Genomic DNA, 25,453 nt, shown 5'->3' with positions numbered 1-25,453 from the left:
GATGTTCACCCATCGATAGACAGATATTTCGTATCCGATCGGTAGGCTGCCGCCGCTACGGGAGCCTGAGGCGACCGCGACCGCGTGGTTCACCGCGGGTCGCGGACTTTGCGCCTATGGTGGAATTCGCGGGGAAACGGGGAAGGCGTGCGGCAGGCTGACGAACCGATGAGCGCCGGAGCGGTCCTCGGGTGGCTGGTGCTCTCGGCACTCGCCCCTGGGTCCGCCCATTTGCGCGCCGGCCGGCGCAGGACCGGCCTTGCCCTCATCTCCTGTTACGCCGCCCTGCTGCTGGCGCTGCTCGGCTTCGTCCTGTCCAACGACCTCGGCACCCTGGCCGGCTCGGCGACCCAGGACTCCTGGCTCACCGCCATCATGATCGGCGGGATCGTGCTGGGCCTGGCCTGGTTCGCGCTGATCGTCCACTCGTTCGTCGTGCTGCGGCCCGGCCGGCTGACGCAGTCGGGGCAGATCCTCACCGGCACGGTGGCGGGCCTGCTCGCCATCGTGGTGGTGGTGCCGTTCGGGTACGCCGCCCAGTCCGCCGGCACCTCGCGCCAGACCCTCGACCGGATCTTCACCGCCCCCGAGAACGAAGGCGAGCCGCCCCCTCCCGAACCGAAGCCCGAGGATCCCTGGGCCGGTCGGCAGCGCGTCAACATCCTGCTCCTCGGCGGCGACGCCGACGACAACAGGACCGGTGTGCGCACCGACAGCATGAACCTGGCCAGCGTGGACGTGAGGACCGGCAACACCGTGCTGTTCAGCCTGCCGCGCAACCTGGAGGACGTCCGCTTCCGCCCGGGCACGCCGATGGCCCGCCGCTTCCCCGGCGGCTTCGACCTGCCCAAGGACGCCAACGGCGGCAGCAGCGACCTGCTCAACAGCGTCTGGGAGTACGCCGACGCCCACCCCGAGATCTTCGGCGGCAAGCAGCACCAGGGCCCGAAGGTGCTGATGGACACCATCGGCTACACCCTCGGGGTCGAGGTCGACTGGTACGCCCTGGTCAACATGTGGGGCTTCGCCCGCCTCATCGACGCCATCGGCGGCGTGCGGATCAGCGTCGAGCAGGACGTCGTCTTCGGCAAGTACAACGAGGGCCTGGTCAAGGCGGGCACCCGCAGGCTCAAGGGCGCCGACGCCATGTGGTACGCCCGCTCGCGCACCAACTCCGACGACTACACCCGCATGCGCCGCCAGCGGTGCGTGCTCGGCGCCCTGCTGAACCAGGCCGACCCGGCCACGGTGCTGACCAGGTTCAACCAGATCGCGCTGGCCACCAAGGAGCTGATCAGGACCGACATCCCACGGCCGATGCTGCAGCACCTGGTGCCGCTGGCGCTGAAGGTCAAGGACGCCGAGGTGTCGAGCGTGCAGTTCGTACCGCCGCTGATCAACACCGGCTACCCCGACTGGGACAAGATCCGCGACATCGCGGAGAAGGCGCTGCGCGCGTCGGGCCGCCCGAAGGCGCCCGTGGCGGCGTCCGCCTCCCCCGCGTCCACGCCCGCGTCCACGCCCACGTCCACGCCCACGTCCACGCCGACTGCCACCAGGAGCCCCAAGAAGCCGCAGGCCAAGGACGGCCAGGACCCGGCGCAGGGCCTCACGGAAGGCTGCGGCGGCTCATCCGCGAAGGGCTGACACGCTGGCGGGTCTCCAGCATGCGGGCCAGCTTCGACAGCGACGCGTTGACCACCAGGTAGATCAGCGCGACGACCAGGTACGTCTGGATGAGTAGCCCGTTGTAGGCGGCCAGGACCTTGCCGCTGTAGAGCAGCTCCCCGTAGCTGACCACGAAGCCGAGCGAGGTGTCCTTCAGCAGCCCCACCGACTGGCTGACGATCGACGGCAGCACCCGCCGGGCCGCCTGCGGCAGCACGACCAGGCGCATCGCCTGGAACCTGGTCAGACCGACGGCCAGTCCGGCCTCCGTCTGGCCGCGCTCGATCGACACGATGCCGGCCCGGAAGATCTCCGCGTACGCGGCCGCGTTCGACACCGTCAGCGGCACGGTCAGCTTCCAGAACAGCGGCAGGTCCAGCCCGTACCGGGGCAGCGCGAACAGCACCACGTACACCAGCAGCAGCGCCGGGATCACCCGGACCACCTCGACGTAGGCGGCGGCGGGAGCGCGCACCCACGAACGGTGCGACAGCCGCCCCAGGGCCAGGACCAGGCCGAGCGCCATGGCCAGCGCCGCCGAGACGACCGCCGCCAGGAACGTCGACCACAGCCCGTCCAGCAGGTAGCGCCACATCGGCCACGTCGCGTACGGCTGCCAGCGCTCCGCGTCCAGTTGCCCGTTCGCCGCGAACTGCCGCACGGCCAGCGCCACGAGCGCCACCGCCGCGAGCGCGCCCGCCACGGTCGCCACCTTGATCCGCCGCCGGGCCCGCGGCCCCGGCTCGTCGAACAGCGCGGTGCTCATCGCAGGATCACCAGCCTGCGCTCCAGCCGGCCCGTGACGAACCCGGCTATCGACGCGATCAGGGCGTAGGCCACGCCCGCTCCCACGAAGATCGGAATGGGCTGCGCCTCCACCAGGTTCACCCGGTGCGCCGCCGCCGTCAGGTCCACCACCCCGACCGCCGCCGCCAGCGCCGTGTTCATCGCGGTCGCGATGAAGATGTTGCCGAGCGGCTGCACGACCGTCCGCAGCGCCTGGGGCAGGATCACGTGCCGCAGCGACTGGCCGAACGTCAGCCCGATCGCCCTGGCGGCCTCGCCCTGGCCCTTCGACACCGAGTTCACGCCCGAACGCAGGGCCTCGGCGATGTAGGCGGCCTCGTACACGGCGATGACGATGATCGCCGTCGCCAGCGGCGGCGCCTGCAGCCCGATCTCCGGCAGGCCGAAGAACGCCAGGACCAGCAGCACCAGCAGAGGCAGGTTCTGGAACGTCTCCACGTACGCCGTGCCGAGCGCGCGCAGCACCCCGACCGGGCTCACCCGCAGGGCGCACACCAGGATGCCCAGCACCGCCGCGCCGGCGAACGACGCGGCGGTGAGCTGGACCGTCACGATCAGCCCCTGCCACAGCTCGGGCAGGTGCTCGAAGAGGACCGGCATCAGGACCCCGGCACGGAGCCGATCTGCGGGGGCTGGGGAGCCTCACCGGTCACCACGGTGCCGATGGAGTTCTTCCAGATCCCCTGCCAGACGCCCGCGTCCTGGATCTTCTTCAGCCAGTCGTTGACGAACTTCTTGAACTGGTCGTCGCCGTGCTTGAGGCCGATCCCGTACGGGTCCTCGGTGAAGGGCTTGGTCACGATCTCGATCGACGGGTCCTTCTTCGCGTCCGCGATGAGGATCGTCTCGTCCTGCACGTACGCCACGCCCCGGTCCTGCTTGAGCGCCTGGATGCACTCGGGGTCGCTGCCGAACGTGAGGATCTCCGCCTGCGGCGCCAGCTTCTTGATCGCCGGGATGGCCGGGGTGTTCGCGCCCGCCAGGACCTTCTTGCCGTTCAGGTCCTCCGGCTTGGCGATGCCCGTCGTGCCCTTCTTCACCGCGATCGTCAGACCCGAGGTGTAGTACGGGCCCGCGAACGCCACCTGCTTCGCCCGCTCCTCGGTGATCGTGTACGTCTGGAAGACGACGTCCACGGTGCCGTTGGCCAGCAGCGCCTCCCGGGTCTCCGACGCCGAGTTGACGATCTTCACCTTGGGCTCGCCCAGGATGTAGGTGGCCAGCGCCTTGCCCATCTCCGCGTCGAACCCCTCGACCTCACCCGAGACGGGGTTCTGCTGCGAGAGCAGGGGCGCGTCCAGCGAGCCGCCCACGATGAGCTCGCCGCGCTGCTTGATCTTCTCCATGGTCGAACCGGGCAGGATCTCGGCAGCAGCCGCGACGGGCGCCTTGGCGACCACATCGCTCTGCTGCGGCGACGCTCCTGGCACGGCGGGGCTGCTCGACTCACCGCAGGCCGCCAGGGCTAACAGTGAGACGACGGCGACGGCGACGAATCTCTTCATGAACAGCTCACTTCCTTCGATTTCGAAGATAAGCCGGACCGTAGTGGGATATTTCGTAGCAAGTCAATACGTTGTCGGCGTAAGTCTTGACATGGTAGGTATCTCACATGAACCAGCGGCTGCCCGTGCAAGGGCCACAGGGCGACCTGCTGCGCCTCGTCGCCACCGGCAGGGCCGAGTCACGCGCCGAGCTGGCCCGCTTATCCGGCCTGGCCGCCTCCAGCGTCTCACTGCGCGTCGAGGAACTCATCGACGCCGGCCTCCTCGCCGAAGAGGGCGCCGGCACCTCACGCGGCGGGCGCCGCCCCCGCCGCCTGCGCCTGTCCCCCGGCGCGGGCGTGCTGGCCGTGGCCGACCTCGGCGCGCACCACGTCCGGCTCGGCCTCCTCGACCTCAGCGGTGACCCCCTCGTCATCGAGGAACACCCCTGCGACATCACCGAAGGCCCACGCCGCACCCTCGACCGCATCGCCGACGCCTTCGACGCGCTCCTGACCGAGCACGTGCCCGCCGGCGTCCCCCTGCGCGGCGTCGGCACCGGCGTCCCCGGCCCCGTCGACCCCGCCACGCTGCGCGTCGTCACGCCGTCGCGCATGCCCGGCTGGAACGACTTCCCCGTCGCCGAGCACCTCGCCACCCGCTACGACCTGCCCGTCCTGGTCGAGAACGACGCCAACCTGATGGCCGCGGGCGAGGCCCGATGGTGGCCGGGCACCGAGAACCTCATGGTCGTCAAGGCCGGCACCGGCATCGGCTGCGGCGTCATCGCGGGCGGTCGGCTGCACCGGGGCCGGGGCGCGGCCGGCGACATCAGCCACGTGCGCGTCCGCTCCGACTCCTCGGTCATGTGCGCCTGCGGCCACCCCGACTGCCTGGAGGCGTACGCGAGCGGGGCCGCGCTGATGACCGCGCTCACCGAGGCCGGCATCGCGGTGACCCGCCCGGCCGACATCGTCACGCTGGTCAACGACGCCGTCCCCGAGGCCACCAGCCTGGTGCGCGGCGCGGGCCGGCGCATGGGCGAGGTCCTGACCGTGCTGGTCAACTTCTTCAACCCGGACGTGGTGGCGGTCGGGGGCAGCCTGTCGGCGGCCGAGCCGCTGCTGACCTCGATCAGGGCGGCGGTCTGGGAGCGCTGCCTGCCGCTGGCGACCAGGGATCTGGAGATCGCGCCGGCGCGGGCGGGACGGGACGCCGCTCTTCAAGGGGCCGGCGCGCTGCTCCTGGAGGCCGCCCTTACATTGTAGATTTTTTATACCCATATTTCGGTAGATAGGGGGCGGCAGGCCGTACAGACTGGGGCTCATGACAGGAGAGGACCTGGTGACGGCGGCGACGTGCGGCGAAAGCGAGGAGGTCGGGCGGCTGCTCGCCGCCGGCGTGTCCCCCGACGCGCCCGGCGACGACGGCGGCACCGCGCTCTACCGGGCCGCCGTGCAGGGGTATGCCGCCATCGTGCGGACGCTGCTGGCGGCCGGCGGCGACCCCGGCAAGGAGAGCGGGGCGGAGGACGAGGGCCTGCCGCTGTGCGCCGCCGCGTGCTGGGGGCACCTCGACGCGGTGACCGCGCTGCTCGACCGTGGCGCCGACCCCGCGCCCGCCGGCGGGCACAGCCCCCTCGACGCCGCCCGCGAGCTCGCCGGGCGCGACGCCGAGGCGGAGGTGCGCGCGCGAGCCGGCGCGTACGCCTCGCCGGGGGCGCGGATCGAGGTGCGGCGGGAGCGGTCGGAAGGGGGCGACGTACGGGTGGTGGCGGAGGTACGGGACGAGGCGGGCGAACTGCGCTCGGAACACTTCCTCGGCACCGGCCACGCCGAGATCGTCCACCTGCTGAAATCCCGCCTCCCCGGCCCGCCGGACGGCCATCCGGCTGGTTGAGCCGTCCGACGTCTCACGGGCGACGCGCCGATTTGAGCCGTCCGACGCCTTAGAGGCGGCGCGCCGATCTTGGCGGACGGCTCGCGGGCCTGGTCACGCGACGCGGAGGTCGTCCAGGGCGTTCCTGTCCCAGGCGATGCCCAGGCCGGGCTCGTCGGGTGCGACGGCGTGCCCGTCCTCGATCGGCAGCTCCGTGCGAGTGACGGCGCGCAGCTGCGGGATGTGCTCCACGTACGTGCCCGCCGGCACCGCCGCCACCAGGCTGACGTGCAGCTCCATCAGGAAGTGCGGGCACACGGCCACGTTGAACGCCTCCGCCAGGTGGGCCACCTTGAGCCACGGCGTGATCCCGCCCACCCTGGCCACGTCCGCCTGCACCACCGAGGCCGCGCCGCGCGCCAGGTAGTCGCGGAACTGGCCGACCGAGTACAGCGACTCCCCCACCGCCACGGGGATCGAGGTGGACCTGGCCAGCTCCCGGTGCCCCTGCACGTCGTCGGCCGGCAGCGGCTCCTCGAAGAAGGCCACGTCGTACGGCTCCAGCACGTGCGCCCGCCTCCTGGCCTCCGCGTACGTCATCGACTGGTTCGCGTCGACCATGATGTCCATCCCCGGCCCCACGGCGGCGCGGACGGCGGCCACCCGCTCGGCGTCCTCCTCGGCCCGGGGGCGGCCGATCTTGAGCTTGACGCCGCGCAGGCCCGACTCCTTGGCCGCGAGCGCGCCCCGTACCAGGTCATCGGTGGACAGGTGCAGCCAGCCGCCCTCGGTGTCGTACACGGGGACGGCCCGGCGGAAGCCGCCCGCGAGGCGCCACAGCGGCTCGCCCGCGCGCAGGCAGCGCAGGTCCCACAGAGCGGTGTCCACGGCGGCCAGGGCCAGGGAGGTGATCGCGCCGACCGTGGTGGCGCGGGTGACGGCGAACAGCTCACGCCAGGCCGCCTCCACGTCCCGCGCGTCGCGGCCCTCCAGCAGGGGCAGCAGGTGGTCGCGGAGCATGGACAGCACGGCCCGGCCGCCGGTGCCGATCGTGTAGGAGTAGCCGGTGCCGTCGAGGCCGTCGTCCGTGCGCAGGTCCACGACGATGGTCTCCTGCTTGACGAACGCCTGCACGGCGTCCGTCCTGACGGTCTCCACGGGCAGGTCGACCAGGGCGGCCGAGGCGCTGACGATCTTCGTCATGTCGATGGTCCCATCCGGAGGAAGCGGTCGCGGGCGGCGCCGAGGTGGTCGCGCATCGCCTGCTCGGCCGCCTGGGCGTCGCCCGCCGTGACGGTCTCGGCGATGCGGGCGTGCTCGGCCAGCGTGGGCTCGCCGCTGCGCCTGCCCTCGTACTCGATGCGGAACAGGTGCAGGTGGCAGTGGGTGCGCTGGAGCGACTCGCGCAGCGCGGGGCTGCCGGACAGTTCGGCCACCAGGTCGTGGAAGCGCGCGTCGTGGGCGGCGATGGCGTGGTAGTCCTCGTACCGCGTGCCCTGCGGCGCCTGCGGGACGCTGTCCAATTCGGCGCGCAGGCGGGCGGCGGTGCCGGGGTCGATCCGCTCGGCGGCCCTGGCGGCGGCCCATGGCTCCAGCAGCAGCCTGAGCTGGTAGAGGTCGGCGACCTGGGTGGGGTTGAGCACGGGCGCCACCGAATAGCCGCGCAGCGCCTCCTTGGTCAGCAGGCCCTCCGACTCCAGGGCCGAGAGCACCTCGCGCACCGGCGTCTGGGAGACGTCGAGAAGCCTGGCCACCGCGTAGATGTTGACCCGGGCGCCCGGTTCGAGCTCACCGTTCATGATCAGGCTCTTGACGCGCTCGTAGACGTCCTCGGTGAGGACGCTGCGGCGGGCGGCGCGTACCGGCCCCTTCAGCTCACTGCCTGTCATCTCTCTCCTGCGGCACTCACTTGACGTCAGTGGTGAACTCTAGGCAACATGTCCGAATTATCCAATAGGAAATTGTACTGAGGATTGCCATGGCCACAACCTCCCGGAGCACCGTCCACGGCCGGCTGCGCTGGTACATGATCAGTTACGTCTTCGCCGGGCTCGTCATCAACTATCTGGACCGGGCCAGCCTGGGCGTCGCGCTGCCGTTCATGGGTGAGACGTTCCACCTCAGCAAGACCGAGGAGGGCATGATCCTGGCGGCGTTCTTCTGGTCGTACGACTTCTTCCAGCTCGCCGCCGGCTGGTTCGTCGACCGGTACGGGCCGCGCAGGACGTTCACGTTCGCCGCCGTGTGGTGGTCGCTGTTCACCTCCCTGACGGCCCTCGCCGGCAGCTTCGCCTCGCTCTTCGGGGTGCGGCTGCTGCTCGGCGTCGGGGAGAGCCCGGCCGCCACGACGAGCGCCAAGGTCGTCGGCCGCTGGTTCCCCAAGCACGAACGGGCCCTGGCCACCGGGATCTGGGACTCCGGCTCCCGGGTGGGCGGCGTCATCGCGCTGCCCATCGTGACGACGCTGATCGCCTGGCTGGGCTGGCGGTGGACGTTCGCGATCATCGGCGTGGCAGGGCTGCTGTGGGCGTACGGGTGGTGGCGGGCCTACCGCGACCCGCAGGAGCACCCGAAGATCACTCAGGAGGAGCTGGACTACCTGCGCGAGGGCGGGGCACGGGGCTTCGAGGGCGACGAGGGTGAGGGCGACCAGATCCGATGGCGGGACCTGTTTCGCTATCGCACGATCTGGGCGATGATGCTGGGCTTCTTCTGCCTCAACATGGTCGTCTACTTCTTCCTCACCTTCTTCCCGACCTACCTGGTGGAGGAGCGGCACTTCAGCCTGCTCACGCTGGGCCTCTTCGGCGCGCTGCCCGGCCTGGTGGCGATCGGCGGCGAGTGGCTGGGCGGCTGGCTGGCCGACCGCCGCATCTCGGCCGGCGACTCGGTGACCAAGGTCAGGAAGACGTTCATCGCCGGTGGGTTCCTGGTCTCGACCGTGATCGGGATCGCCGTGTGGGTGCCCGAGGCGTGGATGGCGCTGGCGCTGCTGTCGGTGGCGTACGCGGGCTCGACGTTCGCCGCCGCCAACATCTGGTCGCTGCCGGCCGACGTGGCTCCCGCCGACCGGCACGTGGCCTCGATCGGCGGCATCCAGAACTTCGCCTCGAACTTCGCCGGCATCATCAGCCCCATCATGATCGGCGTCCTGGTGGACCGGACGTCGTCGTTCACCGTGCCGCTGATGGTGATCTCGGCTGTGGCGCTGCTGGGCGCGTTCACGTACGCGGTGATCCTGAAGCGGGTCGAACCCCTCGGTCTCCCCACCACGGAACCCGCCCGATAGCCGCTGTCAGGCGGGGCGGTGGAAGACGGCGCGCCAGCGGTGTCGTTCGCCGCCCCGCAGGTCCTCGATCTTGGCCGCCTTCAGCCCCTCCGCGGCGAAGGCCGTGATCTCGGACGGTGTCAGGGGCCAGGGCGGCGGGAACACCGGCGCGTCCTCGTCTCGTCCCGTCGCGATGACCAGTAACGTGCCCCCCGGCCGGACGAACCCGGCCACCCCCGTGATGGCCCGCCCGTGCAGGGACTCCGGGAGGGACTGCACGGTCATGACCTCGACGACCAGGGCGAAGGCGCGGTGCCACTCCTTCGGCGGATCCAGCAGGTCGGCGACCTGGTAGCGCACCTGGCTGCCGGGGAAGCGCTTGCGGGCGAGCTGGACCGCCGACTCGCTCACGTCGAACGCCTCCGTCTGAAATCCGAGCCCCGCCACGTATTCCGCGTCGTCACCCAGCCCGGCCCCCACGACCAGCGCCCGCCCACGCGAACCCTCGGCCCGCCCACGCGAGTCCTCGGCGCCCACGGCGGGTGCCGCTCTCTCCGGTGACCTGCCGACACCTCCGCCGGGCGCGGCGAACTGCTGGTCGCCCCACTCCGTCAGCAGGTGGTGGGGTGAGCGCGAGTCCCACGGGACGATGGCGTCGCCGGTCGCGGACTCGGCGTAGAGCCGCTCGAACCAGCCGGTCGCGTCACCGGCCGCCAGCGACTCACCGGCCAGCCGGATGGCGTCGGCCTCCGCGTCGTCTCCGGTCATCGGCCCTCCGAGCATGAGCCCCCACGGCTCGCCTGATTCGGTCTTCTTCGAAAGTTCTACCAGGTCAACCCGGTCCCCCGTCGGCCCGAGAAGCACGCGCTGAGCGAACACGTGTTCGTGCGTGTAGCCCCGGCGGCGCAGCGCCACGTCGAACAGGGGCATGAGGGCGCAGACGCCGGGCGTGGGGTGCGCGCACGGGCCCTCTCTGTGCCACCACTCCAGCTCGCCGGCGCGCCCCGCGACCACCAGCTCGACGACGTCCAGGTTCGTGGCGGGCCGGCCGAGGAGCTGGGTGGCGGCTTCGAGCACGGCCGCGCGCTGGATCACCATGGGGGCGGTCCATTCGTGCGCGGGAACCTCGCTCAGCCGGTACGGCCTGGCGAACAGCGACAGGCTCACCCCGCCTGCCACCTGGTAGGCCAGCACCTTGTTCAGCCGGAGTTCGAGCGCGGGCCCCACACTCTCCAGGACGCCGCCGTCCGAGCTGGGCGACCATTCGCCATCGCCCATGATCCGTTCCCCACCACGAGGCTCATCGCCGGGCATAGGAGCGCCCGCATCGCCGCGCCCGTCACCGGTCTCATCGTGGGACTCACCGGACCGGGCGGGATAGCCGCCGCACTCGAGTTCGACCGCGTCGGAGAGGGCGCGGGAGAGTTCTTCGGCTCGCGGCCGGACCCGGGTCATCAGCTCGTCCTCGTGGATCTTCCACCGGAAGCTCTCATAAAGGTCGCTCGCCCACCCCTTGCCCGCGAAGCTCGTCGCGTACCGGGTCAGATGCCACCGGAACGCCTGCCGCGCGACCAGTTCGGCGCGCGTGGCGGCGAAGAGGGCCTTCCAGCCGACGAGGGCGGCGGTCTCGGCCGTGAGGGCGTGACGCACCGGCGCGCAGGCCGCGGCCAGCCACTCCCAGTCGCGATGGGCGCGCACCAGTGTGACCGCCCACTGCTCGTGCCAGGACCACCGCTGGGCACTGATCAGCTCGCGCAGGATGAACGTGCGCAGTTCCTCCGCTCTCATCCCCAGGAGCAGGTAAGTGGCGATCATCAGCTCCACCTGCCCGTCCCCCTTGACGCGGACCCACACGCCTCGATCGGCCGTCAGCCGCACCGTCGGCAGGCCGTCGAGCCCGGCCAGCCGCCCGGCCTCCTCGATCACGGCGCGTAATCGCGGCTGGTCGTCCAGGGGGAGCCGCGGGCAGCTCCACTCATACGTACGCGGCACCCGGGCGGCCAGAAACGCCCACAGCGCGGCGGCCCACACCGCCACGATCATCAGGAGCCCGAAGCCGCCCAGGGCGGCGGCGGGCACGGTGAAGGCGGCTCCGACGGCGCAGATCACGACGATGCCGATGACGATCTTCAGCGGCTCCGGCACCAGCCAGGCCGGATGCCTGGTCAGGAGAATGCGTAAGATCCGTTCCCTGGTCAGCTCCACCGCATCCCCCTCGATATCCCGAAATTTCGGGACAACGGTAGGGGAAAGTGATCACGCCGACGTCACACCCGGAAGGACTCCTTGGCCATCCGGTGCAACCGCGTCTCGTCGATGTCGTGCCCCAGCCCCGGCTGCGTCAACGGCACCGCGATCACCCCGGCGTTGGCACCCACGATCGGCGTGACGATCTGGTTCTGCCGGGGCGGCTGCGTGACGTCGCACGGCAGCGTGCACCCGGGCAGGCTGGCCACCGCCACCGTCGCCGCCCTGGCCAGGCCGGCCCCCTGGCCGCCCGTGCACTGGATGTCCCAGCCGGCCGCCGCCGCGCGGTCGTGCGCCCGGCGTACCTCCGACAGCGAGGGAAAGGCGGACGGCCGCAGCAGCAGGACGCGCGCCGCCCGCAGGGTCAGGTAGTCGTCCAGTTCGGCGGACGAGCCCGCCTCGACCGCGACCGAGGCGGTCACCTGGTCCTGGAGCGAGGCGTGGGAGTAGGTGTCGGCGACCGCGAACGGCCGTTCGATCACCTCAAGGCCGTATGAGTCGAGCGCGAGCAGCTGGTCCAGGTCGGTGTAGGCGTTGCCGCAGTCGACGGCGAGCGTCAGAGCCGGGTACGCCTGCCGCACCGCGCGGATGGGCTCGACGTCCCAGCCGGGCCTGACGTCCACCGTGACGTGCCCGTATCCGGCGCAGACCTGCTGGTTGACCCGGGACACCAGGCTCTCGACGGACGAGTCGGGGGTCAGCCGCACGGTCGCCACGAGCGAGGTGCGGGTGCCGCCGATCGCCTCGGCGAGGGGCACCCCGCGCATCCTGGTCCACAGGTCCCAGCAGGCCATGTCGACGGCCGGTTCGCCGGTCGGCACGGTGTCGGGATGCTCCCAGTCGATCCCGATCAGCTGTGCGGCCAGCGTCTCCTCCAGCTTGGCCCACGTCTTGGCCGGGGGCGAGGTGGCCTCGCCCCACCCGGTCATGCCGCCGTGGTCGGTGAGCTTGACGAGCAGGGTCTCCGACTTCCTGCCGTACGGCAGCAGCAGCCGGAAGACCTCGAGCTCCCGCACTCGCGGCATGAACCCCCCTTTTCTATGACGCGGTCTCCTCCATAGTGCCCGGTGCCGAGGAGTACACGAAACGCGGGGCCAGTACTACGGCCAGGACGGCAAGCGCGACGGCGAAGGCGAGACCGGCCGCGTAGTTCTGGGCGGCGGCGGTGAACAGGGCGCCGCTGATCGCGACGGCCATGACGGTGAACACCGACTCCCCCACGCCCACGGCCGCGGAGTTGTCACCCTCCTCGCCCTTCTTGGACATCTCCAGCACCAGGACCGACACCGTCGGGTGCAGCGCGCCGATGCCGAGCCCGACCAGGGCCATCGCCACGTACGCGACCGCGAGCGGCACCTGCTCGACGAGCACGAGGCTCACCATGGCGATGCCGGCCGCGATCATGGCGGCACCGCCGCGGATGGCCATCAGGTTGCCGATCATGCCGCGGCCCTTGATCCACGAGCCGGTGGACCAGCCGAGCGCCCCGATGGTGAGCACCACGCCGGCGCCGGTGGCGCTCAGGCCGCGCTCGTTCATGAGCATGAGCGGGATGAGCACCTCGGCCGCCGTGTACGAGCCGAAGGCCAGGCCGCGCAGGACCGGCCCCGTCGGCAGACCGCGGGCGCCCCGGAGCGAGCCGGGCAGCAGCAGCTTCGGCAGCGCGATGACCAGCAGCACCACCCCGGCCGCGAGCAGGGGCAGGCCGGCCAGCTTGAGTGCGCTGCCGTACTGGATCAGTGCGGCGGCGACGGCGGTCAGCGTGGCGTAGCCGAGCTTGCGTCCGAGGCCGGAGGCGGGCGTGGCGTCGATGCCGGTGGCAAGCTTGCCCGCGGTGCCGCGCCAGAGCAGCAGCGCGGCGGGGATCACGATGACCGTGACGCCGAGGAAGATCAGCCGCCAGTCGGCGTTCTCCACCACGAAGCCGGCGATGGCGGGGCCGATCATCGAGGGCACCACCCACGCCGCCGAGAACAGGGCGAAGACCCGGGGATGCATCGCCGGCGGGTAGACCCGGGCAACCAGGACGTACAGGGCGACCTGGGTGAATCCCATCCCGATGCCCTGCACGAACCGGCCCGCCACGAACAACTCCATCGTCGGCGCGAGCCCGGCCAGCAGCAGCCCCGCCACGAACGCCGCCACCCCCGCCGCGATCGGCGGGAGCGGCCCCCGCACGTCACTCCATCGTCCGCCCAGCACCGTGGCGATCACGCTGGCGGCCAGCGTGGCGCTGAAGGCCAGGTTGTACAGGTGCATGCCGTCAAGATCGCGCGCCACCACGGGCATCGCCGTGGCCACCGCCATGGCCTCGAACGCCTGCAACATGACCAGGGCGACCAGCCCGACGCTCAGCGCCCGGTATTGAGGGGCCACCACGCTGGGGGCCGCCGCCGTCTTCTCCATCGTCGTCGTCATACCGGAACGCTATGGCCGGGCCCCGGTCCGCACATCGGGCCCGGGGCCTAGGCAATTCGGCCTAAGGCGCCGAACGCGCCCGTCCGGTCGTCAGGGGTCGCGGGGCATGCGGGCCTCGATGCCGTCGAGGATCAGGTCGAGACCGTAGCGGAAGCGCTGCTCGCCGTCGTCGGCGATCAGGTCGTCCACGTGTTTGACCACGTACGGGAACCGCTCCGGCGGGATCGCCCGGTAGTAGCCGGCGATCTGGCCGACGAACGACCGGAAGTACGCCTCGGGATCGTCCATCCCGGCCGCCCGCATCCGCGCGTAGTGCAGGGATGCCTCGTAGGCGTCGCCGACGATGTAGAGGGACAGGCGGTCCATCGCCACCGACGCCTCCCGCGGCGCCATCCCGGCCTCGATCAGCAGGCCGAAGAGGAACTCGCCCGCGCGGATCGAGTTCTCGCCCGTCGGGATGGTCGCCAGGGCGGCCCTGGCCACGTCGGCGTGCGCGCCCAGCACGCGGTGCGCCTCCATGGCGTACGCCCGCAGCTGCTCCTTCCACCGGGCGCGGTCGCGCTCGGGCAGCCTGATCTCGCCGAGCACCCGGTCGTAGATCAGCTCAAGCAGCTCCTCCTTGCCGGCCACGTGCGCGTACAGCGAGGCGGGGCCGGTGTCGAGCTCCTGGGCCACCCGTCTCATGCTGAGCGCGTCGAAACCCTCGGCGTCGAGGATCCGCAGGCCGGTGTCGATGATCAAATCCTGGCTGAGCTGCCGTCTGGGCTGCGGGGGCTTGCGCGACCTGCGCCACGGGGGCGCCGGGACCTCGCCCTCGCCACGTTCCTTCCGATCCACCATGCGATCACTGTACCCCGAACGCCGTACTTGACACGAACAGTGTTCGCCCTTAAAACGGTGTTCGTAACGAACGCCGTTCGTTAAGCACGAACACTGTTTAAGGAGTCCCTCATGACCGTCACCGCCGCAGCGGCGGCCGGCGTCCAGCCCTATCGCCTGCGCTGGGCCGCCCTGTTCGTCATCCTGGCCGCCGAGGTCATGGACCTGCTCGACGCCCTTGTGACCACGATCGCCGCCCCCACGATCCGCAAGGAGCTGGGCGGCTCCGAGAGCCTGGTGCAGTGGCTCGGCGCGGGCTACACCCTGGCCATGGCCGTGGGCCTGATCACCGGTGGCCGGCTCGGCGACCTTTACGGCAGGAAGCGCATGTTCGTGATCGGCGCCTGCGGCTTCACCGCCGCCTCGCTGCTGTGCGGCGTCGCCGGCAGCCCGGAGCTGCTGATCGCGGGACGCGTGGTGCAGGGCCTGTTCGGCGCCGTGATGATCCCGCAGGGGCTGGGGATGATCAAGGAGATGTTCCCGCCGGAGGAGCTGGGCAAGGCTTTCGGCATGTTCGGTCCGGTGATGACCATCTCCTCCGTCGGCGGCCCCGTGCTGGCCGGCTGGCTGGTGGACGCCGACCTCTTCGGCACCGGCTGGCGCATGATCTTCCTGATCAACCTGCCGATCGGCCTGGCCGCCATCGTGGCCGCGCTGCGCTGCCTGCCGGAACATCGCCTGTCCGGCGCCACCAGGCTCGACCTGCCCGGCGTCGCGCTCGTCTCGGCCGCCGCGTTCCTGCTCATCTTCCCGCTCATCCAGGGCCGCGAGTCGGGCTGGCCGGCCTGGACGTTCGTCTCGATGGCCGCCTCCGTCGTGGTCTTCGCCCTCTTCGGCCGGTACGAGTCCCGCCGCGCCAAGGCCGGCCGGGACCCGCTGATCACCCCCAGCCTGTTCCGCAAGCGCTCCTTCAGCAGCGGCCTCGTGGCCGGGCTCGCCTTCTTCTCCGGGATGATGGGCTTCGGCCTGGTCTTCAGCCTCTACACGCAGCTCGGCCTGGGCTTCACCCCGCTCCAGGCGGGCCTGGCCGCCCTTCCCCAGGCGCTCGGCGGCGTGGCCGGCTTCGGCCTGGCGATGTCCGGGCTGCAGGCGAGGCTCGGGCGCGGCCTGATGCAGATCGGCACCCTCGTGATGGCGGCGGGCGCGGCCGTGCTCGCCCTCACCATCCACCTCACCGGGGTCGACGTCTCCGGCTGGCAGCTCTCCCCTGGTCTGGCTCTGGTCGGGATCGGCATGGGGCTGACAATGGCGCCGTTCTTCGACATCGTGCTGGCCGGGGTCGAGCCGCACGAGACCGGCTCCGCCTCCGGGACGCTGACCGGCATCCAGCAGCTGGGCGGCGCGGTGGGCACCGCCGTGCTGGGGACGCTCTTCTTCGACCTGCTGGCCTCCGGGTGGGGGTTCGGCGCCTCCATGCAGGCCACGGTGTGGGTGGAGGTGGGGTTGCTGGCGCTGACGTTCGCGCTGACCTACCTGCTGCCCCGCCACGCCCGGCCGGAATCCGAGCCGCAGCACGCGTGACCGCCCGCGCCGGCTTCGTCCGGCCTGGGTCAGCCCAGGCCGGGCGGCGTCGGAGCGTCAGAGGGTGGTGTGGCGTTCGGCCCACTGGGTGATGTCGCGCCGCTCGATCGCGGCCGCCATCAGGTCGGGGAAGGCGTCGGGCGTGCAGGCGAACGCGGGCACGCCCATCGCGGCCAGCGCGGCGGCGTTCTCGTGGTCGTAGAACGGCGCCCCCTCGTCGGACAGCGCCAGCAGCACGATCACCTGGACGCCGGCCTGCGTCATCGCCGCCACCCTGCGCAGCATCTCCTCCCTGACGCCGCCCTCGTACAGGTCGCTGATCAGGATGAAGATCGAGTTAGCTGGGCGGGTGATGAGGCCCTGCCCGTAGGCGATGGCCCGGTTGATGTCGGTGCCGCCGCCGAGTTGCGTACCGAAGAGCAGCTCCACCGGGTCGTGCAGCCGTTCGGTGAGATCCACCACCGCCGTGTCGAACACGACGAGGGACGTCTTCAGCGCCCGCATCGAGGCCAGCACCGCCCCGAACACGCTCGAATACACCACCGAGGCCGCCATCGACCCGCTCTGGTCGATGCACAGCACCACCTCGCGCTGCACCGACCGCTGCCTGCGGGCGTAGCCGACGAGGCGGGAGGGGACGACGGTGTTCTTCTCCGGCAGGTAGTTCTTGAGGTTCGCCCTGATCGTCCGGTCCCAGTCGATGTCGGCCACCCGCTTGGGGCGGTGGGTCCTGGCCGACCGGTCGAGCGCCCCGCTGACCGCCGCCCTGGTCTTCTGCGCGAGCCTGCGCTCCAGCTCCGTCACCACCTTGCGGACGAGGGTCCTGGCGGATTCGCGGGCCTGGTCGGGCATGACCTTGTTGAGCGCCAGCAGGGTGCCGACCAGGTGGACGTCCGGCTCCACTGCTTCGAGCATCTCGGGTTCGAGGAGGAGCCTGGTGAGGTTGAGCCGTTCGATCGCGTCCTTCTGCATGACCTGAACGACGGTGGAGGGGAAGTAGGTACGGATGTCGCCGAGCCAGCGGGCCACCCGGGGCGCCGACGCGCCGAGCCCGCCCTCCCTGCCTCCCGGTGTGCCGTCGTCCCGGCCGCCCCGGTCGTAGACGGCGGCCAGCGCCGCGTCCATCTGCGCGTCCACGCCGTCCAGCCCGCACCCGGTGCCGTCGGCCGCCCCACCCCCGAGCACCAGCCGCCACCGCCGCAAACGCTCGTCCGCCGCGTTCATCCGCCCGGCCGCCGGATCCACCCGCCCGTCGCCCGCGTTCATCCGCCCGTCCCTTGGATCCACCCGTCCATCCCCCGCGTTCATCCGTTCGTCCTTCCGATGATCGACAGGACGGTCGCGACGGCGGGCGCGGCGCGGTGCTCGTCCAGGTCCTGGTCCCGGTCGGCGTCGTCGCGGCCGGCCGAGCGGAGCCGTTCGCCGATGGATCTGCGTTCCGGCGCGGCGAATCCGCCGAACGTGCGGCGCAGCAGCGGCAGCACGTCGGTGAACTGGTCTCCGGACAGCCCCGTCAGCCAGTCGTCCACCAGGCCGAGCAGACGCGGGTCGTGCACCAGCAGCAGCCCTCCCCCGGACAGGAACCCCTCGACCCACGCCGCCGCCCGCGCTGGAGCCTGGCCCCGGGACATGGCCCTGGACATGCGGTCACCGGCGTCGCCGAGCTCGCCCGAGTCGAGCAGGATCCTGGTGAGACGCCCCTCGATCAGCCCGTGCAGGTCCTGCCGGTCGCTGATGCCCCGCAACGCGACCATCCACCGCCCGCGCGGCGACGCCCCCGGCCCGGCCTCCTCCACCACGTCGGAGTGCGCGGCTCCCGGCGGCGCGTCCCCAGCCGGGACGTCGGTGAGGAGGGCGACGGCCGAGTGGACCGCGTCCACGTGCTTGAGCAGGTCGGCCGCCGCGTCGTCGTCCAGCCCCGTCACCGCCACCGGCAGCCCGACGCAGATGCGTTCCAGCATCGAGCGGACGATCACCGCCAGCCCGTCGGCCGAGGTGCCGCGTACGTCGCCGTACCGGTGGGCGCGCACCATCGCGGGCAGCGCCGCCATCAGGTGGGTGACGTCCGTGTCGAGCGCCGCCTTGGCCGACAGGGCCGCCAGCACGCCGGGCAGCGCCTGCGGCAGGTCCGCCAGCAGGCACTGTTCGACCAGCGACGTCAGGTCGGCCAGCATCGCCGACGGCGCCCCGGCCAGGTCGCGGGCCCGCTGGGCGGCGGCGGTCGGCACGGTGGTGCCCAGGGCGGCGTGCTCGATGAGGGCGAGGTCGTGCTCGGGCCGCCACTGGAGCGTCCACGTCTCCCTGAACGTCCCCTTCCCGCGGGCCTGCCCCGGCGTGCCCCAGCCCACCCCGAGCAGCCGCAGCCCGTGCAGCAGGTGGCTGCGGTCGAGGTCGAGGGGCTTGCGCAGGTCGAGGTCGATCTCGCGGTCGAGCGCCTCCGGCTTGAGCTTCAGCCGCCGCTGCCGCTCGCGCAGGTCGCGCTGGAGCGGCACCATCGGGGTGCCGTCGGAGACGTGGCCGAGCCGGTCGCCGACGACCATGCGCCGCTGGATCAGCTCCACGGCCAGGTCGTCGCCCTCGCACAGCACCGCCCTGGCCGCCTCGGTAACCTCGCCGAGCCCGGCCAGCGGCCGGCCGCGCAGGGCGGCCAGGCTGCCGGCCAGCCGTACGGACTCGATGACGTGCGCGGACGAGACCGCCAGCCCTTCGTCACGCAGCACCGCCGCGGCCGCGGCCAGCCACCGCTCCACGGGCCGGTCGGGGGTTTCGAACAGGTGGTGGTACCAGCCCGGCGAGGTGATCCCCGCGCCGTAGCCGCTCCAGGAGGCGAGCCTGCCGTACGTCCACGGCACCCAGGTCAGCTCGGCCTTCACCTTCGGCAGGCCGCGCAGGACGGCGTTGTCCGCGGTCACGGACGGCAGCGGGCCGGTCAGCGCGGGCACGTGCCAGGCGCCGCAGATCACCGCGATCCGCCCGAAACCCTGCTTGATCGCCGCGCGGAGGGTCTTGCGCATGTACGCCTCGCGCCTGGCCTCCCGCTCGTCCGGCCGGCATCCCTCGCGTACGGCGGCCATGGCCTCAGCGATGACCTGGAACGGCGTGTCACCGCCCCGGTGCTCGACGACATCCTCCCACCAGCGCTCGGGATCGTCGTACCCGGCCGCGGCGGCCAGCGCCCCGATGGGATCACCCCGCATCCCGGGCTGCGGCGCGTCGAGCCCCGCCCCACCGGGTCTCCGGCCGTCGGGCCCCGCCTGGCCGGGCTCCTGACTGCCCGGCTCGTGACCGCCGGGCTCCTGATCGCCGGGTTCGGCATCCGACGGTTCGCCGGCCAGGGAGTGGGCCGCGGGCAGGTCGCAGAAGCGTACGGGGACGCCGGCGGATGTGCCGTACCGGATCGCCTGCCACTCCGGCGAGAACTCCGCGAACGGCCAGAACGCCGCGCGGGCCGGCGCCCCCGGCACGTGGGCGAGCAGCGCGACCGGCGGCTCCAGGCCGGGCGCGTGCGTGACGAGGGCGTCGGCCTCGGGCGGGCCCTCGATGAGGATGGCGTCGGGGCGCAGGCGTTCCAGCTCGCGCCGCACGGCCCGCGCCGAGCCGGGCCCGTGGTGGCGTACGCCCAGGACGGAGACGCTCATGAAGTCTCGCGGCACGCGCGGTAGAAGTCGCGCCAGTCGGAGCGTTCGCGCACCACCGTCTCCAGGTATTCGCGCCACACCACCCGGTCCGACACCGGCTCCTGCACCACCGCGCCGACGATCCCCGCGGCCACGTCGGACGGCCGCAGCACCCCGTCGCCGAAGTGGGCCGCCAGCGCGATACCGCTGGTCAGGACCGAGATGGCCTCGGCCGTGGACAGGGTGCCGCTGGGCGACTTGAGCTTGGTGCGGCCGTCCTCGGTGACGCCGGCGCGCAGCTCCCTGAACACCGTCACCACCCGCCGGATCTCGGCCAGCCCGGTCGTCGTCTCCGGCAGCTCCAGCGAGCGTCCGAGCTGGGCGACGCGGCGGGCGACGATGTCGACCTCCTCCTCGGCGGTGGCGGGGACCGGCAGGACGACGGTGTTGAAGCGGCGGCGCAGCGCGCTGGACAGCTCGTTGACGCCGCGGTCGCGGTCGTTGGCGGTGGCGATGACGTTGAAGCCGCGCTCGGCCTGCACTTCGCGGTTGAGCTCGGGGATCGGCAGCGTCTTCTCCGACAGGACGGTGATCAGGGCGTCCTGTACGTCGGACGGCATGCGGGTGAGCTCCTCGACCCGGGCGATGCGGCCCTCAGCCATGGCGCGCATCACCGGCGACGGGGTCAGCGCCTCCATGGAAGGGCCTTCGGCCAGGAGTCTGGCGTAGTTCCAGCCGTACCGGATGGCCTCCTCGGCGGTGCCGGCGGTGCCCTGCACGAGCAGCGTCGAGTCGCCGCTGACAGCGGCGGCCAGGTGTTCGGACAGCCACGTCTTCGCGGTGCCGGGCACGCCGAGCAGCAGCAGCGCGCGGTCGGTCGCGAGCGTGGCGACGGCCACCTCGACGATGCGCCGCGCGCCCACGTATTTGGGGGTGACGCGGTCGCCGTCGCCCAGGATGTACGTGGTGACGGCCCACGGCGACAGTTTCCAGCCGGGTGGCCTGGGACGGTCGTCGTCCTTGGCCAGGAAGGCCAGCTCCTCGGCGTACTGGTCTTCCGCGTGCGGGCGCAGAACGGTCATAGGGGGAGCTCCTTGTACATGTCAGCGCGGAACCGTAGCAGGGCGGCGACCCGCTGGATGGGCTCCGCGGGTGAGAAGTCCTCGGCCAGCTCGTACAGGGCCGGGTCGATGTGCTCGCCCGCCAGCTTGACCAGCTCGCCGAGGTTCCACGGCTGGGTGGCGGCCACTTTCACGATCTTGCGCAGCACGGCCGTGGCCAGGCCCTCGCCCCAGAGAGACGACACCCCGCCGAGCACCATGATCAGCTGGCTGTCGAGGTCGTGCTGGTGCACGAACCGGGCGGCCAGCTCCTGCTGCTCCTCCGGCGGCAGGGATTCGAGCAGGTCGGCGATCGGGTCCCAGCCGAACATCGCCCGCGCCCACTCGGGGTCGCGCTGCAGCACCGCGGCGCGTACCCAGGCCGCCTTCACCTCGGCGTCCCAGTCGGGGATCCGCATCGCGAGCAGCGCGGAAGGCGGCCGGTCCCACAGCGCCAGGGGGGCGCGGGCGATGATCTGCTGCAGCCACCAGGCGCGCTCGCCGATGCCCCGGGGCGGCTTCGCCCGCACGCCGTCGCGTTCCATCGCCTTGTCGCAGGCCGTGGGCGCCTCGACGGCGATGACCTCACCGCCGCTCTCGCGCCGGATCGTCACGCAGGCGCGCACCCGCTCGGCCATGCGCCGGGACATGCGCGAATCCGGCAGGCGGGTCAGCAGGTTGGCCGCGGCCTGGCGCACCTCTCTGCGCCGGTCGTCGAGCGCCTGCTCAAGGAACGGCTCGTCCTCCATGCTCAGCCCTTCGGCCAGCACCTCCACGAACCCGGCCCGGTCGTCGGGCGTCTCACGCTCCCACGAGCTCTCCAGCAGCCGCCTGGCCCCGGCCGGGTCGGCCGCCCTGAGCGCGCTCAGGTGGGCCCGCCGGTCGGCGGCCCCGCCCAGCTCCCACGTCTCGCCCGTGGGCTCCTCCAGCAGGTAGTCCCAGGCCGGGTTCTGCCCGGCCAGCCACCGGCCGCGCCGGCCCGCGAGCACGCCGAGGTGCACCCTGATCGAGCGGTCGCGCCGGCCGCGGTCGAGCAGCTCGGGCAGCGCGTACGCGGGCACCCTGCGCCCGGTCGCGGCGGCCGCGGCCAGCCACTCGGGCAGCAGTCGTTCGTGCTCGCCGCCCATGATGCGGACGAGCCGTTCGGCCGCGCGCCTGCCGACCGCCTCCCGCTCCTCCTCGGGCGCGCGCTCCAGCCGCCCCGTCTCGCCCGCGCGCCGCCCCGCCCGCCGCCGCGCCACTTCGGCGGCGGCGGCTTCGAGCAGGTCTCCGGGGTACGGCCGGCGGTCGGTGCCCACGAGCGCCGTGGACGTCAGCTCCTCCCAGCCCGTCATGCCAGGATCACCGCTCTTCCCTCGTCGTCCCAGGTGGTCAGGGGTCTCAGGCCCTGCGGTGTCCATTCGACGGCCGCGGTGACCGGCCGCCCGCCGGAGACGGCGATCAGCCGCCAGGGGTCGCGGGAACGGGGATGCCAGGGCAGGCCGCCGAGCTCGGTCCGGCCGGGAACGACTCCGGCCAGGACGAGCGGCCACGACTCGGTCCACGGATCCTCGGCCAGCGCCCGCGCCACTTCGTCCAGCCCCTCTTCCACCGACACCCCCGGCGGCACGACTGCCGCCAGTGTGGGGAGGGAGGGAGTGGTGGCGGGTGCCGGGGTGTCCGGTGGCGGTGGGGGTGTGAGGAGGACGTGGCGGGTGGCGACCAGGGCTCGTAGGGGGGCGGCGCCCGGGTAGTAGGTCAGGTCGGCGTCGATGGTCGTTCCCGTCACCAGGGAGGCGTCGAGCGCCTGGCCCTGGGGGGCGAACGACAGGATGAGGGCGGGGCGGCCGGTGCGGCGGCCCCGCAGCCAGACGCGGCGTGCCGTCAGCCGGTCCTGCTGCTCGTCGCGCCGCCCCAGGACGTCCCAGTGGTCGCGCACGGCGGGCCCGGCCAGCACCTCTTCCCTGGTGACGGGGAACCCGGTGCGGATCAGGACGGTCTCGGCGAGCGGGCCCGGCAGATCGGCCCGTCTGCGGTAGGCGACGGCGAGCAGGTTGATCAGGGCGTATTCCTCCAGCAGCCGCCCCGGCCAGCCCTCCTCGGCCCGCACCCGGGACAGACGGGAGACGATGCCCGCCATGCCGGGGGCCTGGGCGTCGATGAGACGCTTGGCCAGCCCCTCCCAGTCGTGCTCGGCGGCCCCCGCCAGCCCTTGACGCACCTGGTCGGCCAGCCACCGCTCCAGCTCCCCCAGCCCGGCGGCGACCCGCGCATGCCGCACACTCTCGGCCCGCCCAGCCCCACCACCTCCAGCCCTGACCGTGCCCGAAGCCGCCCCACCGGATCCAGGCCCCTCCGCGTCGAGCCGGGACGGGTCAGCGGTGACTGCACCCTCCGCGTCGAGCGGGATGCCGTCGGCGGAGCTGGGCGAGGCTCCCTCGGCGGCACCTCGCGCCGCCCCGGCGGTGGGGTCGGGGTGGGCTTCGGTGCGGGCGGCTTCGAGGCGGGCGGCGGACTTCGCGGCGCGGGTGGCCCTGCCGTCCATCCACTCCGTCACCCACTGCGGTGCCGCCTCCAGCTCCGGGACCCCGTCGGCGGACCAGAGGAGCAGCAGCCCGAGCGCGTGCTTGCACGGAAACTTCCGGCTCGGGCAACTGCACCGGTAGGCGGGCTCGGTGAGGTCGACGCACGCCAGATAGGGCTTGGACCCGCTGCCCCGGCACTCCCCGAACACGACCAGGCCCGTCGTGCCGTGGGACGACCATTCGCCTGGCGCCGACACCCCCTGCGCCGCCTTGCGGGACGGCGCGTCAGGGGCGAGGGCGAGGACCTGATCCCGGCTCCACCGCTGCATCACCTGCCGCAGACTAGCCAGCCCGACCGACATTTAGGAGCCCGTCCAGCAAGACGGCTCCCCCGCTCGCTCCTGGCTCGGCTGCAGCCCGGCCCTGGCCGTCCCGTGGCTCGACCTGCGCCCGTCCGGAACGTCCGCCGTTCCGGAACGTCCGGGCCCGGCGTCCTGGCCCGGAACGTCCAGGCCCGGAACGTCCAGGCCCGGAACGTCCAGGCCCGGAACATCCACCGTCCCGAACCTCCCTAGACTCGTCCCGTGGAGTTGCGGATCTATCCCGACGGCCCTGCCGTCCAGGTGGCCGACGAGGCCGAAGCCCTGACCAGCCCGCTCGACGGACAGCTCGTCCTCGACGGCGACCGGTTCCTGCGCAGGGACGTCACGGGCGCCCCCGTCGCGTTCGTGCCGCGCCCGCCCGTCGCCGAGGCGCTCGACCTGCTGCCCCATCCCGAGGGCGGCTGGTTCCGCGAGACGTGGCGCTCGCCGGTGACGTTCGAGCCCGAGGGGTATGAGGGGGCGCGGGCCAGTGCCACCGCCATCTACTTCCTGCTGCATCCGGGCGAGGAGTCGGTGCCGCACGTGGTCAGGTCGGCCGAGATCTGGCTGTGGCACCGCGGCGGCCCGCTCAGCCTGACGATCGGGGACGACGACGTCCTGCTCGGGCCCGACGTGGAGCACGGGCAGGTGCCGCAGGCGGTCGTGCCCGGCGGGGTGTGGCAGTCGGCGCGGCCGGCGGGCGCGGAGGCGGTGCTGGTGAGCTGCCTGGTCTCCCCCGGCTTCGACTTCGCCGACTTCACCGCCTGACGCCGTCCCGGCGCCCCGGCAGCACCAGCCCAGCAGCACCACCCAAGGAGTGACGTATGGTCCGTAAAGCCGTGATCCCGGTGGCCGGTCTGGGCACCCGCCTGCTGCCCCTGACGAAGGCGCTGCCGAAGGAGATGCTGCCGATCGGCGACAAGCCCGTCATCGAGCACACCATCCGCGAGCTCGTCGACTCCGGCATCGACGAGATCACCATCGTCACGTCGGCCCGCAAGGAGCTGGTGCAGCGGCACTTCGCCCCGGACGACGACCTGGAGCGGCAGCTGCGCGAGGCGGGCAAGGACGACCTGGCCGCCGCGGTGGCCGAGCTGTCGTCGCTGGCGCACATCACGTACCTGTACCAGACGGGCCCGTACGGCAACGGCACCCCTGTGCTGAACGCGGCCCGCGTCATCGGCGACGAGCCGTTCATGGTGCTGTGGGCCGACGACGTGTTCGTGGCGGAGGTGCCGCGCGCCCGGCAGCTCAAGGCGGCCTACGAGGCGACGGGGGCGCCGGTGCTGGCCCTGATGCCGATGGAGGCCGAGGACGCCTCCCGCTACGGCGTGCCGGTCGTCGAGGAGGATCTCGGCGGCGGCCGGCTGCGCGTCTCCGGCCTGGTGGAGAAGCCCCGCCCGGAGGAGGCACCCTCCCGGTACGCGGCCATCGGCGGTTACGTCGTCACCCCCGGCGTCGTCGCCGAGCTGGAGGCGGCCACGCGCCGCTGGCACGAGAACCCCCAGGGCGAGATCTACCTGACCGACGCGCTGCACCGCCACGCCGCCGCGCATCCGGTGTACGGCCAGGTCATCGACGGCACCTGGTACGACACGGGCTCACCGCTCAACTATCTGCGGGCGCAGTTCGCCGCCGCGCTGGCCGATCCGGTGCACGGGCCGGAGCTGCGCAAACTGGCCTTGGAGAGCTAGCGTCTA

21 protein-coding genes are annotated in these 25,453 nt (G+C 72.3%); 7 read left to right on the top strand and 14 right to left on the bottom strand.

Annotated elements, in window-relative coordinates; all coding sequences use genetic code 11:
* The first annotated feature begins 168 nt into the window (after window positions 1-168).
* A complete protein-coding gene (locus tag AB0C27_RS17685; protein WP_357844798.1) occupies window positions 169-1,647 on the top strand; it encodes an LCP family protein in 1,479 nt (492 codons plus the stop codon).
* On the opposite strand, the gene AB0C27_RS17680 is transcribed toward AB0C27_RS17685, so the two are convergent.
* Genes AB0C27_RS17680 through AB0C27_RS17670 form a run of 3 tightly spaced genes read right to left on the bottom strand, consistent with a single transcriptional unit; the run spans window position 1,610 to window position 3,980 of the window.
* Window positions 1,610-2,434, bottom strand: a complete 825-nt coding sequence (locus AB0C27_RS17680) for an amino acid ABC transporter permease (RefSeq protein ID WP_357844797.1) — start codon at window positions 2,432-2,434, stop codon at window positions 1,610-1,612. The two genes, AB0C27_RS17685 and AB0C27_RS17680, sit on opposite strands and share 38 nt — an antisense overlap.
* On the bottom strand, window positions 2,431-3,075 hold the full coding sequence (locus tag AB0C27_RS17675; RefSeq protein WP_357844794.1) for an amino acid ABC transporter permease: 645 nt from the start codon (window positions 3,073-3,075) through the stop codon (window positions 2,431-2,433). The genes AB0C27_RS17680 and AB0C27_RS17675 overlap by 4 nt, the downstream gene beginning before the upstream one ends.
* Window positions 3,075-3,980 carry a glutamate ABC transporter substrate-binding protein gene (locus tag AB0C27_RS17670; protein ID WP_357844791.1) on the bottom strand — a complete coding sequence of 302 codons (906 nt, stop codon included), beginning with the start codon at window positions 3,978-3,980 and terminating at the stop codon, window positions 3,075-3,077. The genes AB0C27_RS17675 and AB0C27_RS17670 overlap by 1 nt, the downstream gene beginning before the upstream one ends.
* Before the next feature lie 107 nt (window positions 3,981-4,087).
* Between AB0C27_RS17670 and AB0C27_RS17665 the strand changes: the two genes are divergently transcribed.
* Together AB0C27_RS17665 and AB0C27_RS17660 are read left to right on the top strand one after the other, a co-directional pair.
* The gene (locus tag AB0C27_RS17665; protein ID WP_357844788.1) at window positions 4,088-5,227 is read left to right on the top strand and encodes an ROK family protein; all 1,140 of its coding nucleotides are present in this window, start codon (window positions 4,088-4,090) and stop codon (window positions 5,225-5,227) included.
* Between the two features lie 58 nt (window positions 5,228-5,285).
* Window positions 5,286-5,858 (top strand): ankyrin repeat domain-containing protein, encoded by a 573-nt coding sequence (locus AB0C27_RS17660; protein ID WP_357844785.1) that lies wholly within the window; start codon window positions 5,286-5,288, stop codon window positions 5,856-5,858.
* A 93-nt stretch (window positions 5,859-5,951) separates the two neighbouring features.
* On the opposite strand, the gene AB0C27_RS17655 is transcribed toward AB0C27_RS17660, so the two are convergent.
* Complete coding sequence (locus tag AB0C27_RS17655; protein ID WP_357844782.1) at window positions 5,952-7,040, bottom strand: mandelate racemase/muconate lactonizing enzyme family protein; 1,089 nt, start codon at window positions 7,038-7,040, stop codon at window positions 5,952-5,954.
* Complete coding sequence (locus tag AB0C27_RS17650; protein ID WP_357844779.1) at window positions 7,037-7,726, bottom strand: GntR family transcriptional regulator; 690 nt, start codon at window positions 7,724-7,726, stop codon at window positions 7,037-7,039. The genes AB0C27_RS17655 and AB0C27_RS17650 overlap by 4 nt, the downstream gene beginning before the upstream one ends.
* Before the next feature lie 89 nt (window positions 7,727-7,815).
* Here AB0C27_RS17650 and AB0C27_RS17645 point away from each other — a divergent pair, with 89 nt between their 5' ends.
* Window positions 7,816-9,126: an MFS transporter gene (locus AB0C27_RS17645; protein WP_357844776.1), complete on the top strand. Its 1,311-nt coding sequence runs from the start codon at window positions 7,816-7,818 to the stop codon at window positions 9,124-9,126.
* A gap of 6 nt (window positions 9,127-9,132) precedes the next feature.
* Here AB0C27_RS17645 and AB0C27_RS17640 read toward each other — a convergent pair whose 3' ends face one another.
* The 4 genes from AB0C27_RS17640 to AB0C27_RS17625 all read right to left on the bottom strand — a co-directional run bounded on the left by AB0C27_RS17640 (window position 9,133) and on the right by AB0C27_RS17625 (window position 14,610).
* Complete coding sequence (locus AB0C27_RS17640) at window positions 9,133-11,310, bottom strand: class I SAM-dependent methyltransferase (RefSeq protein ID WP_357844773.1); 2,178 nt, start codon at window positions 11,308-11,310, stop codon at window positions 9,133-9,135.
* 62 nt (window positions 11,311-11,372) lie between these two features.
* Complete coding sequence (locus AB0C27_RS17635) at window positions 11,373-12,377, bottom strand: enolase C-terminal domain-like protein (RefSeq protein ID WP_357844770.1); 1,005 nt, start codon at window positions 12,375-12,377, stop codon at window positions 11,373-11,375.
* Between the two features lie 13 nt (window positions 12,378-12,390).
* Window positions 12,391-13,770, bottom strand: coding sequence for an MFS transporter (locus AB0C27_RS17630; RefSeq protein ID WP_357844767.1), 1,380 nt, complete (start codon window positions 13,768-13,770; stop codon window positions 12,391-12,393).
* Between the two features lie 90 nt (window positions 13,771-13,860).
* Window positions 13,861-14,610 (bottom strand): TetR/AcrR family transcriptional regulator C-terminal domain-containing protein, encoded by a 750-nt coding sequence (locus AB0C27_RS17625; protein ID WP_357844764.1) that lies wholly within the window; start codon window positions 14,608-14,610, stop codon window positions 13,861-13,863.
* A 111-nt stretch (window positions 14,611-14,721) separates the two neighbouring features.
* On the opposite strand from AB0C27_RS17625, the gene AB0C27_RS17620 reads away from it, so the two are divergent.
* Window positions 14,722-16,170, top strand: coding sequence for a DHA2 family efflux MFS transporter permease subunit (locus AB0C27_RS17620; protein WP_357844761.1), 1,449 nt, complete (start codon window positions 14,722-14,724; stop codon window positions 16,168-16,170).
* Between the two features lie 57 nt (window positions 16,171-16,227).
* Here the strand turns inward: AB0C27_RS17620 and AB0C27_RS17615 are convergent, their stop codons facing one another.
* From AB0C27_RS17615 to AB0C27_RS17595, 5 genes are all read right to left on the bottom strand, one after another.
* Window positions 16,228-17,394, bottom strand: a complete 1,167-nt coding sequence (locus tag AB0C27_RS17615; protein ID WP_357845290.1) for a VWA domain-containing protein — start codon at window positions 17,392-17,394, stop codon at window positions 16,228-16,230.
* A gap of 80 nt (window positions 17,395-17,474) precedes the next feature.
* Window positions 17,475-19,808: a DUF5682 family protein gene (locus tag AB0C27_RS17610; RefSeq protein ID WP_357844758.1), complete on the bottom strand. Its 2,334-nt coding sequence runs from the start codon at window positions 19,806-19,808 to the stop codon at window positions 17,475-17,477.
* A complete protein-coding gene (locus AB0C27_RS17605) occupies window positions 19,805-20,869 on the bottom strand; it encodes an AAA family ATPase (protein WP_357844755.1) in 1,065 nt (354 codons plus the stop codon). The genes AB0C27_RS17610 and AB0C27_RS17605 overlap by 4 nt, the downstream gene beginning before the upstream one ends.
* The gene (locus tag AB0C27_RS17600) at window positions 20,866-22,221 is read right to left on the bottom strand and encodes a DUF5691 domain-containing protein (protein ID WP_357844753.1); all 1,356 of its coding nucleotides are present in this window, start codon (window positions 22,219-22,221) and stop codon (window positions 20,866-20,868) included. The genes AB0C27_RS17605 and AB0C27_RS17600 overlap by 4 nt, the downstream gene beginning before the upstream one ends.
* Window positions 22,218-23,720 (bottom strand): SWIM zinc finger family protein, encoded by a 1,503-nt coding sequence (locus AB0C27_RS17595; protein ID WP_357845287.1) that lies wholly within the window; start codon window positions 23,718-23,720, stop codon window positions 22,218-22,220. The genes AB0C27_RS17600 and AB0C27_RS17595 overlap by 4 nt, the downstream gene beginning before the upstream one ends.
* 255 nt (window positions 23,721-23,975) lie before the next feature.
* On the opposite strand from AB0C27_RS17595, the gene AB0C27_RS17590 reads away from it, so the two are divergent.
* Both AB0C27_RS17590 and AB0C27_RS17585 read left to right on the top strand, forming a co-directional pair.
* Window positions 23,976-24,521: a cupin domain-containing protein gene (locus AB0C27_RS17590; RefSeq protein WP_357844750.1), complete on the top strand. Its 546-nt coding sequence runs from the start codon at window positions 23,976-23,978 to the stop codon at window positions 24,519-24,521.
* A 56-nt stretch (window positions 24,522-24,577) separates the two neighbouring features.
* Entirely contained in the window at window positions 24,578-25,447 is an 870-nt protein-coding gene (locus AB0C27_RS17585; protein WP_357844747.1) for a UTP--glucose-1-phosphate uridylyltransferase, read from the top strand.
* Window positions 25,448-25,453: the final 6 nt, after the last annotated feature.

Source organism: Nonomuraea sp. NPDC048882 (assembly GCF_040649755.1).
Taxonomy (GTDB): Bacteria; Actinomycetota; Actinomycetes; order Streptosporangiales; family Streptosporangiaceae; genus Nonomuraea; species Nonomuraea maheshkhaliensis.
Note: the sequence above shows the minus strand (reverse complement) of the source record. Positions and strands in the feature narration are given on the sequence as shown.

Excerpts from the sequence above, each read along its gene's own strand:
- AB0C27_RS17625 (WP_357844764.1), bottom strand. The coding sequence starts at position 14,610 with ATGGTGGATCGGAAGGAACGTGGCGAGGGCGAGGTCCCGGCGCCCCCG.
- AB0C27_RS17650 (WP_357844779.1), bottom strand. The coding sequence starts at position 7,726 with ATGACAGGCAGTGAGCTGAAGGGGCCGGTACGCGCCGCCCGCCGCAGC.
- AB0C27_RS17655 (WP_357844782.1), bottom strand. The coding sequence starts at position 7,040 with ATGACGAAGATCGTCAGCGCCTCGGCCGCCCTGGTCGACCTGCCCGTG.
- AB0C27_RS17585 (WP_357844747.1), top strand. The coding sequence starts at position 24,578 with ATGGTCCGTAAAGCCGTGATCCCGGTGGCCGGTCTGGGCACCCGCCTG.
- AB0C27_RS17615 (WP_357845290.1), bottom strand. The coding sequence starts at position 17,394 with ATGAACGCGGCGGACGAGCGTTTGCGGCGGTGGCGGCTGGTGCTCGGG.
- AB0C27_RS17670 (WP_357844791.1), bottom strand. The coding sequence starts at position 3,980 with ATGAAGAGATTCGTCGCCGTCGCCGTCGTCTCACTGTTAGCCCTGGCG.
- AB0C27_RS17645 (WP_357844776.1), top strand. The coding sequence starts at position 7,816 with ATGGCCACAACCTCCCGGAGCACCGTCCACGGCCGGCTGCGCTGGTAC.
- AB0C27_RS17610 (WP_357844758.1), bottom strand. The coding sequence starts at position 19,808 with ATGAGCGTCTCCGTCCTGGGCGTACGCCACCACGGGCCCGGCTCGGCG.
- AB0C27_RS17675 (WP_357844794.1), bottom strand. The coding sequence starts at position 3,075 with ATGCCGGTCCTCTTCGAGCACCTGCCCGAGCTGTGGCAGGGGCTGATC.
- AB0C27_RS17680 (WP_357844797.1), bottom strand. The coding sequence starts at position 2,434 with ATGAGCACCGCGCTGTTCGACGAGCCGGGGCCGCGGGCCCGGCGGCGG.
- AB0C27_RS17595 (WP_357845287.1), bottom strand. The coding sequence starts at position 23,720 with ATGCAGCGGTGGAGCCGGGATCAGGTCCTCGCCCTCGCCCCTGACGCG.
- AB0C27_RS17660 (WP_357844785.1), top strand. The coding sequence starts at position 5,286 with ATGACAGGAGAGGACCTGGTGACGGCGGCGACGTGCGGCGAAAGCGAG.
- AB0C27_RS17665 (WP_357844788.1), top strand. The coding sequence starts at position 4,088 with ATGAACCAGCGGCTGCCCGTGCAAGGGCCACAGGGCGACCTGCTGCGC.
- AB0C27_RS17600 (WP_357844753.1), bottom strand. The coding sequence starts at position 22,221 with ATGACGGGCTGGGAGGAGCTGACGTCCACGGCGCTCGTGGGCACCGAC.
- AB0C27_RS17630 (WP_357844767.1), bottom strand. The coding sequence starts at position 13,770 with ATGACGACGACGATGGAGAAGACGGCGGCGGCCCCCAGCGTGGTGGCC.
- AB0C27_RS17620 (WP_357844761.1), top strand. The coding sequence starts at position 14,722 with ATGACCGTCACCGCCGCAGCGGCGGCCGGCGTCCAGCCCTATCGCCTG.
- AB0C27_RS17635 (WP_357844770.1), bottom strand. The coding sequence starts at position 12,377 with ATGCCGCGAGTGCGGGAGCTCGAGGTCTTCCGGCTGCTGCTGCCGTAC.
- AB0C27_RS17685 (WP_357844798.1), top strand. The coding sequence starts at position 169 with ATGAGCGCCGGAGCGGTCCTCGGGTGGCTGGTGCTCTCGGCACTCGCC.
- AB0C27_RS17605 (WP_357844755.1), bottom strand. The coding sequence starts at position 20,869 with ATGACCGTTCTGCGCCCGCACGCGGAAGACCAGTACGCCGAGGAGCTG.